At 57.3% G+C, this 10853-nt stretch carries 14 protein-coding genes; all 14 read right to left on the bottom strand.

All coding sequences use genetic code 11. From position 1 onward, the window contains the following. Positions 1-10: 10 nt before the first annotated feature. Positions 11-673, bottom strand: coding sequence for a phage tail tape measure protein (locus tag K5Q35_RS01690; protein ID WP_013961346.1), 663 nt, complete (start codon positions 671-673; stop codon positions 11-13). Positions 674-685: 12 nt separating this feature from the next. Continuing rightward, positions 686-871: a rcc01693 family protein gene (locus tag K5Q35_RS01685; RefSeq protein WP_148264319.1), complete on the bottom strand. Its 186-nt coding sequence runs from the start codon at positions 869-871 to the stop codon at positions 686-688. Then, positions 868-1185, bottom strand: coding sequence for a gene transfer agent family protein (locus tag K5Q35_RS01680; RefSeq protein WP_013961344.1), 318 nt, complete (start codon positions 1183-1185; stop codon positions 868-870). The genes K5Q35_RS01685 and K5Q35_RS01680 overlap by 4 nt, the downstream gene beginning before the upstream one ends. 1 nt (position 1186) lies before the next feature. Then, positions 1187-1600: a phage major tail protein, TP901-1 family gene (locus tag K5Q35_RS01675; protein WP_013961343.1), complete on the bottom strand. Its 414-nt coding sequence runs from the start codon at positions 1598-1600 to the stop codon at positions 1187-1189. 28 nt (positions 1601-1628) lie between these two features. Continuing rightward, positions 1629-2039, bottom strand: a complete 411-nt coding sequence (locus K5Q35_RS01670) for a DUF3168 domain-containing protein (protein ID WP_013961342.1) — start codon at positions 2037-2039, stop codon at positions 1629-1631. A 45-nt stretch (positions 2040-2084) separates the two neighbouring features. Then, complete coding sequence (locus K5Q35_RS01665; RefSeq protein ID WP_374758567.1) at positions 2085-2375, bottom strand: head-tail adaptor protein; 291 nt, start codon at positions 2373-2375, stop codon at positions 2085-2087. Next, on the bottom strand, positions 2372-2965 hold the full coding sequence (locus K5Q35_RS01660; RefSeq protein WP_220798189.1) for a hypothetical protein: 594 nt from the start codon (positions 2963-2965) through the stop codon (positions 2372-2374). Before K5Q35_RS01660 ends, K5Q35_RS01665 begins: the two co-directional genes overlap by 4 nt. Positions 2966-3123: 158 nt before the next feature. Further along, positions 3124-4302 (bottom strand): phage major capsid protein, encoded by a 1179-nt coding sequence (locus K5Q35_RS01655; protein ID WP_220798188.1) that lies wholly within the window; start codon positions 4300-4302, stop codon positions 3124-3126. Positions 4303-4368: 66 nt separating this feature from the next. After that, positions 4369-4926, bottom strand: a complete 558-nt coding sequence (locus tag K5Q35_RS01650; protein ID WP_013961338.1) for an HK97 family phage prohead protease — start codon at positions 4924-4926, stop codon at positions 4369-4371. Between the two features lie 34 nt (positions 4927-4960). Then, positions 4961-5182: a hypothetical protein gene (locus tag K5Q35_RS01645; RefSeq protein WP_013961337.1), complete on the bottom strand. Its 222-nt coding sequence runs from the start codon at positions 5180-5182 to the stop codon at positions 4961-4963. Further along, positions 5175-6353 (bottom strand): phage portal protein, encoded by a 1179-nt coding sequence (locus K5Q35_RS01640; protein WP_220798187.1) that lies wholly within the window; start codon positions 6351-6353, stop codon positions 5175-5177. Before K5Q35_RS01640 ends, K5Q35_RS01645 begins: the two co-directional genes overlap by 8 nt. Positions 6354-6501: 148 nt before the next feature. Beyond that, positions 6502-7872 carry a DNA-packaging protein gene (locus K5Q35_RS01635; protein ID WP_220798186.1) on the bottom strand — a complete coding sequence of 457 codons (1371 nt, stop codon included), beginning with the start codon at positions 7870-7872 and terminating at the stop codon, positions 6502-6504. A 520-nt stretch (positions 7873-8392) separates the two neighbouring features. Further along, a complete protein-coding gene (gene mltG, locus K5Q35_RS01630) occupies positions 8393-9559 on the bottom strand; it encodes an endolytic transglycosylase MltG (RefSeq protein ID WP_013961334.1) in 1167 nt (388 codons plus the stop codon). Continuing rightward, entirely contained in the window at positions 9559-10818 is a 1260-nt protein-coding gene (fabF, locus tag K5Q35_RS01625) for a beta-ketoacyl-ACP synthase II (RefSeq protein WP_013961333.1), read from the bottom strand. Before fabF ends, mltG begins: the two co-directional genes overlap by 1 nt. Positions 10819-10853: the final 35 nt, after the last annotated feature.

The raw sequence follows: 10853 nt of genomic DNA, 5'->3' as shown, positions 1-10853 counted from the left end.
TCCCTTCGATTTACCGATTACGTTGACCGCGCCCCAAGGCGCGCGCCATCTGTGCCGCGATTTGACCCTGAGATCTTTGGAAGTTCTGAACATCTGGCGTATTGATGTTCATGACGATTGTTTGCCCGCCACCACCGCCTGCGCCGCGCACGCCAAGTTTGCCATCAGGACCCCGCGCAAGAGGCATGATCGCTTCCGGCCCCGCCTCGCCCATGATGCCCATCCCACCACGCATTCCAAAAGGAGTCGTACTACTGACGATTCCGCCATTTGCGAACGGCATGACGCGCCCTTGGCTGAACGGCGCGCCGTTGGCAAAGGGCAAAACGCTTTGAACCAGACCGCCAACGCCTTGCGCCAAAGCACTGCCCAGCCCGTTAGTGACCGGTTTAATCGCGGCATTGTAAGCCGTTTGAACCATACTGTCGCGAACGGACTTGAGAGCGTCTGACAGTTTTACGCCATCAAGAATGACACCATCAAAAGCACCGCGCAGGCCTCGGCTGATACCGCGTTCAACTGTTGCGATACCTTTGCTCGTGGCATCCAGAGAGTTTTGCATTCGGCGCAACTCTCCATCGAAACCCGTGACCAAGGTGCTTGTTTGCCCTAATGTGTCGTTGAGGCCCTCTGCGCCTGTCTCCAGGTCTTCAAAGCTACTTTCATCTGTCATCTTGCCCGTCCTCTATGTCTTATCAGGGAAGGCATCCATCAATGCCTCCAGCCCTTCACTCAAAAGCGGCCCGGACTTTCCCGCATCGCCCAACAGCAATCGAAACTCTGCTGGCGTAAGCGACCAGAAAACATCCGGTTGAAGCCCCAAATTTTGTATGCCCGCACGCATTAATACGGGCCATTCGATCTGGCTCACGTCTCTGGCACCACAAAGGCGCGCGCCAGTAACTCCGCGGCCGCTTTCGCGGCGGCCATCGGGCCACCCGATATGTCAGCATGCAACAACGCGCCCTCCGGCAGGTCACAACCGCCCCCCTTCAGCCCGGCTTCCAGCAATGCCAGAACGTCCCGACTGGAAAACGTCTGACCCTCAAAGCGTTCGACAAGGGAAACAATGGATGGTTCGTTTAACCCGGCTTCCAGCTCCGCAAGTGCACCCAAAGTAAGCCGCATCACATGCGTCTCCCCGTTGATGACCAAAGGAACCTCGCCCCTCCAAGGATTAGCCATCTTAAATCGCCGTAAAGGTGAGGCTGCCCGCACTGGCCAGCGACAACTCATATGTCGCTTCACCATTATGGCTCCCGCCATATTCGATCGCTGTCACTTGAAACGGACCTTCAACAATCCCAAAATCCGGGATCACAACCTGAAAGCTTGGCGCCTCACCATCGAAAAAGAGCTGACGCGCACGCTCATCAGTTGCTGCATCGCGAAACACGCCTGAGCCGCTAATCGATACTGATTTTACGCCGGCCCCTGACAGCAGTTCGCGCCATCCGCCCTGACTTTCAAGGCTGGTCACATCGATGGTTTCCGCGTTGAAACTGACACGCGTGGCTCGCAGACCTGCAAGTGTCGTGAACTGGCCGTCGGCCGCCATATCGACCTTGATCAAAAGGTCTTTTCCGTTCTGAGCACCCATGGGTAATCTCCTGTAAAAGTGTAAAGAGTTATTCGTCTTCGACGCGCGCTCTGAAGCGCAGCTGGATCTCGCGCGCAGAACGCGAGTCAATCCGTCTTGCATCGGCCCGCTCAAAGCGCAGATATATCAACCGCCCGCGGCTCAACGTGAGGTCTGCATCATGCAGTACGTCAGAAATCGCCGCGGCCACTGTCTTAGCACTTGCGAAACCGGGTTGTGATGTCACCACCGCAATTTGTAACGTGTGAAGCGCCCCATGCCCTGTCTGATCCGAGGCATCGCGCACGCGCTCAACCCCAAGGCTGACATAGGTTGCGGGCAAAACACCTGTGGGAAGCGCATCGTAAACCGCACCACCAACCAACGCATTGAGGTTGGTGTCACTTATCAGGGCATCATAGATCGCCGCTTGCAAAGAACCGGACACTGCGTAACTCATATCGCTGTTTCCTCTGTTGCAAAGCAGGTCAGATGGCGGCCATCGTCATCGGCCTCTGCCACCGCCTGAATGAGAAAGATGCGACCCCGCACCCCGAAACCGTTGTTCGGGCTTCGGCCGTTGAGGCGTATTTGATGGTGCGCCGCGGACAATGATGCGGTAGCTCACCGCCGATATGGGCGCCCCCATTTGGGCAGCTTCACGTCCCGTTCGGGCCGTAACTTGCGCCCAAAGAGACCCCAATGGCTGCCATATGGTTGTAAAACCACCGGCATTGTCGCTTTGGCGAATGGGGGTCTCTAATAGCAAACGTCGGTTCAGGCGCGGTGTGCTCATCTCAAACCACCCAGGCGCATGACCTTGTAACGCTCGATCAAACTTGTCACACCAAATGGCATGCAGCCACCACTCAGGCTGGTCTCATTGCAGTATTCGTAATAATGGGCCGCCAGCAAAAAGACAGCTTGGCGTAAATCCGCAGGAACATCCGCCCAAACCGCACCGAAACCCGCGTCAAATCCAATGACGGCAGAACCACCTGTCGGGATCAACGGCAAGCTTGCTCCAGTCGCACGCAGTCGTGGGCGTTGACTGTCGCGTTCGAGCCAGTAACTCGCAACCGGCACTTCAGTTTGCGCACCGCTGCGCTCCATCACTGCAACCCGCGTGATCTGTATCACCGGCGCAACTGGCAGGCCCTGTGAATCGCGGTCACGCCAAAAACCGAGCGTCCAGGAAAAGCTTCGTGTCATCAAAACCTTGCCCGTGCGCGCTTCAATTGCTGAAACTGCCGCTCTCAAAAAACCCAAAAGGACTTCATCTTGCGCCGTTTCCAGACCGAAGCCGGTGCCCAGTCGGAGGTGTGCTTTGAAGTCTTCGACCGGGAGTGCCGTGTCTGGCACCATCGTCTCTTCGATCAACATCATGGAAAGTCTCCAAAATTCGTCCCCTCGTTGTCAATTACCGGGGCGCGCCACACTATGTTGCTCGGTCGGAGGGGAGCAGCTAGACAACACAGAAGGCACAGGCGCGCACCCGGCCCGGCACGCGAAGCCAATAGGCCCGCTGCCGGTTTCGCAGCCTCTTAAGAGACGGCGAATTTCAGGGTTTTGATCGCGGCAAAATCGCTTACATCACCGCCAACACGTTTGGTCGCATAGAACAGAACATGCGGCTTGGCGCTGAAAGGATCCCGCAAGACGCGCAGATCGGGACGCTCGGCAATTGTATACCCCGCAGAGAAATCACCAAAGGCGATCGCTTCTGCACCAGCGTCAGGATCCGGCATGTCTTCTGCAATCAAAACGGGATATCCCATCAAACGCGCGGGTTCTGCCGCCGCCAGTCCATCTGACCACAAAAAGCGGCCGTCAGCGTCTTTGAGCTTGCGGATCAAACCGGCAGTTTTGGAATTCATCACGAATGTCGCGTTGGCGCGATATTGAGCACCCAGCGCATAAACTACATCAACAATCGAATCCGGGGTCGCATCCCCCGCAACACCGGTTGGAACGTAACCGATATTACCCCATGTCCAGATGTCGTTATCCACCGACGCATGATCGAGAATGCCGCGTGGTTTGTCGATGCCATCGCCGGAGATGAATGACGCAGCTTCGGCGCGTGCAAATTTATCCGCGATGCGCGTGGCCAACCAACCTTCGATGTCAAAGGCACTGTCGTCCAAAAGGCGTTGGGACGCTTTCGGCAACGCGCTCAGCTCATGCAGGGGAATGGTGATCCGATCAATCTGCGGCGTGTCTGTCTCAGTCACATTGTTGGTTTCAGTGGCCCAACCGGCGCCCAGATCGGTGTGATCAACCAAGACATCATAAGATGTCGCTTCAACGTTGACGACGGATGCGATTGCGCGAACGGACGCGGCAGAGGTCAGAACGGATTTCACCGTTTCGGACGTTTGCGGGTCCACAAGATAACCACCGTCGGAATTCACGGATGTGGAAAGGGATTTCACATCTATTTCCAGCCCCCGCAGCCCATCGTCATCGCCAGAGCGAAGATAAGCGTTAAAGGCTTTTTGGTGAGGCGCACCGGCATCTGCCGCGCCGCCCAGAGGTGTACGTTGAAGGGTATTTGATTTACGGTCCAGCATGGTCAGTCGCTCTTCTGTTTGTTGAAGTTTTTGTTTCATTTCGGTTTGGAACTCTTTGAAGTAACTCACAAAGCCTGTAACAGCCTGTTTGACATCCTCAGCGGGGGACAAACCTATCCCGCCCGCCGCTTTTGCTTCGGTCTTGCGCATGGCAATTTCCTTAAGTTGTAGTGTTCAGGTCAGACGTTCACGCCTGACCGCAACGACAGGTGCGCATCAGCGGCGCGCCAGATCAGCGCGCGCACCCTCAAAGGCGGCCGCCATGTCACGCAAAGAACGATCCAGATCCGTCTCTTCTGATTTGGCCGTAATTCGCGCGCTGGGTAACATTGGAAAAGTCACAAGCGAGACCTCCCAAAGTTCCAGTTCGGTCAAGAGCCGCTGGCCCTTGGAATTCTTGGTGGCTTTGCGGGTGCGGTATCCAATCGACAATCCGTCAATCGCGCCAGCTTCAATCAGCGCCATGGCTTCACGCCCCTTGGCCACACTGTCCAGCAAACGACCCTTTACCCAAAGGCCTTTTCCATCTTCTTGGACTTCATCCCATGTGCCAATTGGTTGTGTGGGGTCGTGCTGCCACAGCATTTTGACCCGCCCACCCTTTGCCCCAAGCGCGGCGAGAGACGCTGCATATGCGCCAGCCTCAACCACGTCGTTACCCTGATCTACCGCGCCAAAAAGGCTGGCATAGCCGGCAATGACACTGCCGTCCTGGACCTCTAGCCCCTCTCCAAAACGTGCGAACTTTCGTTCAAGCCCGGTCTCTGTATCCATGGAAACTCTCCTAAAATTATTCTGCGCGGGTACCCTAGGGCACAGCCGCCAGGATCGACTGCAGCCCCTGACTTAAAATCATCGCCACAATGCCGTACACTGTCAGCCAGAGCCGTTTTTCCAACCGCTCCATCATTACTTCGACACGATCCAGACGCCGTATGAGGTTATCATGCTGGATCTGTGCAACGCGCTCATGTGCTTGCAACCGTAGCCCGGGCGCACATTCAAAGCGCTCGAACGCAGGGTCACTCATCGGCACTGACCGCAGGCAATCCAAGCAACGCACGCTTTTCTGCCTGTGTCAGAAAATCCGCAGCTGCCACACGGCTCCATTGCGCATCCCGCTCCGCGGAAAGGGCCGGCACTTGGTCCAGATCGGGTTTGATCTCTACGGTTTCACCTGTGTGGTGGGCGAGCCAATGCGCGAGTGCAGCCGTGACCCGTGTCGCCAAAGGCAAGACCGTCAAGCGATAGAAGGCGCGATGTGCCTCTTGGTAATTCGAATATGTGGCGTCTCCCTGAATGCCGAGCAACATGGGCGGCACTCCGAAGGCGAGCGCAATTTCACGCGCCGCAGACTCCTTGGTTTTCTGAAATTCCATGTCGGACGGGGAAAAACCCATAGGTTTCCAATCCAAGCCACCCTCCAGCAACATAGGTCGCCCGGCATTGCGCGCGCCCTGATGGTGGCTCTCCATTTCACTCACAAGGCGGTCATACTGATCACTGTTCATAGACCCCTGCCCCTCGGCACCGCGATAAACGATCGCACCGGACGGGCGCGCCGCATTATCAAGCAGGGCCTTGGACCAACGGCTTGCCGAATTATGCACATCGACCGCCATTGCCGCCGCCTGCATCGGGCTAAAACCGTAGTGATCATCCTGCGGATGAAAACTCTTGATGTGACACACCGGCACTACGGCGCCACTTGCATCAAACCGGTGTTTGCGACCGCCCACGGCATATTCATAGGCAACGGGCCAGCCGTCCTGACCGGGCACAACGCTCATGCGGTCAGAACGAAGCACATGCAGCTCTTCCGGCATTCCATTCAGGTCCGACACCGCTTCCACATAGGCATTTCCGGTCAACAGCAACTGCGCATACAGCGCCTCAAGCAGCTCGGCCCGCCCTTGCGTCGGGTTCGGGCGCGCCACCAGATCGACCAGCGGATGCGCTTCAAACCGCTGTTCTGCGTCTTGCAGCACAAGCGGCAATGCAGCGGCAGCCTCGGCAATGAGTTTCACAGAGCGAAACCCAACAGGGTTGCTTGAAAAACCCGTGCGCGTCAGTGAAACAGCATCACGCGGGCTCCACGCTACCCGGCCCGTGGTCTGATAGGCCACAACAGGGCCGGTCGCGCTGGCCTTCTGCTCAGGCACTTCAGCCTGCGCCCCGCGCCGTAGAAAATTAAAACCCATTTTGTTCACTCCTCATCTGTGCGCGCAGCATCATCTGACCGCTCAATCCGGTTTCAAATCTGTTCGGATTTGTTGGGATCAATATCGTTTAAAATGCTGTCAAAAACGTCAGCTAGACGCCCGCGGCATTAACTGTTTGGTAAGGCGCTCAAAGCGACCGGACACGGGGCGCGCGCCATTTGGCGACGGGCTCAATCATCAGTTCGTGCAAAGCCCAAACCAAGGCATCAACCCGGTCCGGTGAACCCTGCCCTTCGTATCCCTGCACCGTCATGCGGCACATTTGATCTTCCAGCGCGCCCAAGTCTCGTAAATGACGCACACGCCCCTGTTCATACAGAGCTGCAACAGGCTCTGCCCGGGCAACTTTTCCGCGACTGGCATGCACGCCCTTGTAGGGCACCAAAGGGTCGACCTGACGCAGCACTTCTGCCACCATCTGCCCCCCTTGATTGACCTCTGCGACCAGCCTATCCGCGCCGAAACGCTCCATCGCCGCAATGGCGGCCTGCGCCCATCCTGCGGGGCTTGCACCTTGTACCGTGCAATCGGTCAGAACATAGGCGCGCCAGTCTTGCGGCGCACCTGCCATTTTGACCCCTGCAACGATGATCCCGCATTCGTCCGAATTCGCGCCAGACGTGGTCGAGGGGTCAACTGCCACGACGATACGGTCAAGCTCGGGTGCCTTTTCGCACCTGATACCTTCAATGCCCGCCGTCGTCCAAAGCGCGCCTTCTGCATCTTCCAACAAAACGCCATCCAGTTCCTGACGCCCCAGCCGGGTGCCGGCATAGCGCGCGCGCACTTCCTCAAGGAACGACCGCGCAAGATTGGCCGCATTCGCCTCTGTCGGCGCATGGCTGGATACGGTCGATGGTGATTTCATCAGCGTTTTGAGAACGCCTACATTGCGCGGTGTTGTGGTGACACACACCTGTGGCTTGTCGCCAAGGCGCAGCGCAAACTGCAACATGTCCCACGTGTCTTGTGCTTTTTTCCATTTGGCCAATTCATCGACCCAGGCCGCATCAAATTGCGGCCCCCGCAATCCTTCCGGATCAAAGGCGGAGTGAATGGTGGCAATCGCCCCGTTTGGCCAGACAAGACGCTTGCGTCCTGCTTCCCACACCGGGCGTCTGTCGGGTGGCGAACAGACCAGTATGCCACTGTCGCCAAAAACCATGACTTCTCGCACTTGCTCAATGGTCTCCCCAACCAAAGCAACGCGCCGGGAACGGCCCTCATCCAAAGGCCGTGCGCCTTCGACCTGTGCACGCACCCATTCGGCACCAGCACGTGTCTTACCGGCACCCCGTCCGCCCATGATCACCCAGGTGCGCCAGTCTCCCTCTGGCGGCAACTGATGTTCCATGGCCCAAAACTCAAAGAGATAAGGGAGAGCCAGAAGCTCTCCCTCACTCAGTTCATTCAGAAATTGGTCTTGGACGTGCGGTGCAGCGGAGACGATCCAGCTTGCACCCAATCTCAGCGCGTGCCCGCTCGAGGTCGAGGGCATAGCCCCCTCGTGCGATTCCGGCTGATTTGCTGCGACATTCGACAAGACGGTTCTCCACTTCTTGACAGGTTTTCAGCAGCGTCGTTGCCGAAGCCACCGTCCTACTGTTTTGCGTTTTTTCCAAACCTTCACCTGCGCGGACCCGTTCTTTGAGGTCTTCGATTTCCATACGCAGGTCTTTGATAGATCCGATAACGGAACTTAATAAGTTCTCAGTCTCGGACGCTACGTGCTCTGGGGTTAGTAAAGTCATTCAGGTTTTACCTCTCATGCGCGTAGTCTCCGCACGAGAGAAACAGAAAAGCGACACATCCGGGTGTCCCGGGGTCGCCTGCCCACTTCTTCTAGCATGTCACAATCTATACGTGTAACCGTTCGCAAAGTCAAGGTAAATCAGCTGGTTACAGTAGGGCACCGTACGGTGCCGTTAACCATTTATCCGCGCATTCGCTTTTACAGCCTGCGTTTCAGCACACGCAATGTTGGTTTTCAGAACTCTTGAAAGACCCAACGCGTTGCCTCAATTGCCGGAGCTTTGCTCCGCCTGTTCAGCTTCAATCCGACGCCACTGTGCAACGTTGCGGTTATGCTCTGCCAGCGTCTCCGCAAAGGCATGACCGCCCGTCCCATCTGCTACGAAAAAGATATAGGGCGTCTCCAGCGGCGCCGCTGCAGCCTCAAGACTGGCAAGACCCGGATTGGCAATCGGCGTGGGCGGCAGCCCCTCGATCACATAGGTATTCCACGGTGTGGCGGCGCGCAGCTCACTGCGCCGCAACCCGCGTCCCAGCACGCCCTTACCTTCGGTCACGCCATAAATAACGGTCGGGTCCGTCTGCAGCCGCATACCACGGTTTAAACGGTTGACGAATACGCTCGCAACCTGACCACGCTCGTCTGCAATCGCAGTTTCTTTTTCAATGATCGACGCGAGGATTAGCAATTCCTCCGGCGTCTCAATGGGCAAATCTGGCTGACGGTTTTCCCAGACTTCAGCAACACGCCTCTCCTGCGCAGACCGCATCCGCTGCAAGACATCCTCGCGCTGATCCCCCGGACGCACCTCATAGCTGTCGGGTGCCAGCGCGCCCTCGGCAGGCAGCGTCTCAACACTCCCCTCCAACACATCCATCGCCTTCAGCCCTTCGACAATTTGCCAGGACGTAACACCCTCCGCGAGGGCCACACGAAACCGGGTCCCTGCCGCGGCTTTGCGGTCCGTGTAAATCTCCGGCACGTCATCCGTGGCAGGATTGAAATTGGCCATCTCCTCGAACTGGTTCGTTTGCGGGTTCAATTCGCGCAACTGTACGCCGACGCGGTTTACACCGATGCGGTACACAACCTCTGTTCCGCAGGTGCTGGCCCCCCCTCGCGTCACGGTATCGATGATCTGCGCCATCGACGCACCGGGCGGCACCAGATAGCTGCCCGCCTTCAGCTGGTTGGCTTTTTCGGCGTATTCCGCGCCCATCCGGAAAATTGCACCCGAGGTCACAGCCCCGCTCTCTTCGAGTGTTTCGCTGATGCGGCGCATCGTTGATCCACTGGGCACTTCTACACACATCGCCTCGCTCAGAGGGCCCGCGCCATCATATTGGGTCTTGCCCCATAAAATGACACCGCCCACCATGAACAGCAGAACAATCAGCATCGTTACAGCGTTAGAAGCGATATGCCGCCACATCAGCCGGTTTTCCCGAAAAGAACGCTCGCGTTTGTGCCCCCAAACCCAAAGGAGTTGCTGAGCGCCACATTGATTTCGCGCGGTCGCTTGGCATTGGGTGCCAAGTCAATCACCGTCTCGACTGCCGGATTGTCCAAATTGATCGTTGGCGGTGCCACCTGATCCCGAATGGCCAAAATCGAAAAGATCGCCTCAATAGCGCCTGCAGCCCCCAACAGGTGGCCCGTCGCAGATTTGGTTGACGACATTGTCACCTCACTGGCATGCGCGCCCATCATCCGCTCAACCGCGCCCAACTCTATCGAATCAGCCATCGTCGATGTGCCATGCGCATTGATGTAATCAATGTCCTCAGGCGCGAGACCTGCGTTGCGCAGCGCGTTGCGCATGGAACGTTCGGCCCCCTCGCCATCCTCTGACGGGGCCGTGATGTGATACGCATCACCGGACAATCCATACCCCAAAACCTCTGCGTAGATCTTGGCACCGCGCGCCTTGGCGTGTTCATACTCTTCCAACACGACAATCCCGGCCCCCTCGCCCATGACGAAACCGTCGCGGTCTTTGTCATAAGGGCGGCTCGCCTTTTGAGGATCATCTCCGCGTTTGGTGCTCAGCGCTTTGCAGGCGTTAAACCCGGCGATGCCAATCTCGCAGATCGCCGCTTCAGCCCCGCCTGCGATCATCACATCCGCATCCCCATGCTGGATCAGACGGCTCGCATCCCCAATGGCATGGGCACCGGTCGAACAGGCTGTCACGACCGAATGGTTTGGTCCTCTGAATCCATATTTGATGCTCACCTGACCGGAAATCAGATTGATCAGCGCTCCCGGCACAAAGAATGGCGATACGCGGCGCGGGCCTCGTTCCGCCATCATCACGGCCGTGTTTGCGATGGAATTCAACCCACCAATCCCCGAGCCGATCAGCACGCCTGTGCGCTCAAGGCTCTCGCGATCTTCTGGCGTCCAACCGGCATCTTTTACCGCCTGTTCAGCAGCCGCCAACCCAAACAGGATAAAGGTATCGACCTTGCGCTGCTCTTTCGCGGACAGATAGGCATCAGCGTTGAATGTCCCGTCCGAACCGTCACCCAAGGGCACTTCGCAGGCGTATTGTGTGACAAGCCGACTGGCATCAAAGCCCGTGATCGGACCCGCCCCGGATTTCCCCGCAAGAATTCTTGACCAGCTCGCCTCAACACCATCAGCTAATGGTGTGACCAAACCCAAGCCCGTGACAACTACTCTGCGCATGGTATTACCCCCGTGTAATTCTGCTCCCCCTTACC

The sequence above is a fragment of the Roseobacter sp. OBYS 0001 genome (assembly GCF_019654895.1).
Lineage (GTDB): Bacteria > Pseudomonadota > Alphaproteobacteria > Rhodobacterales > Rhodobacteraceae > Roseobacter > Roseobacter litoralis.
This window is presented reverse-complemented; position numbering and strand designations above follow the sequence as displayed.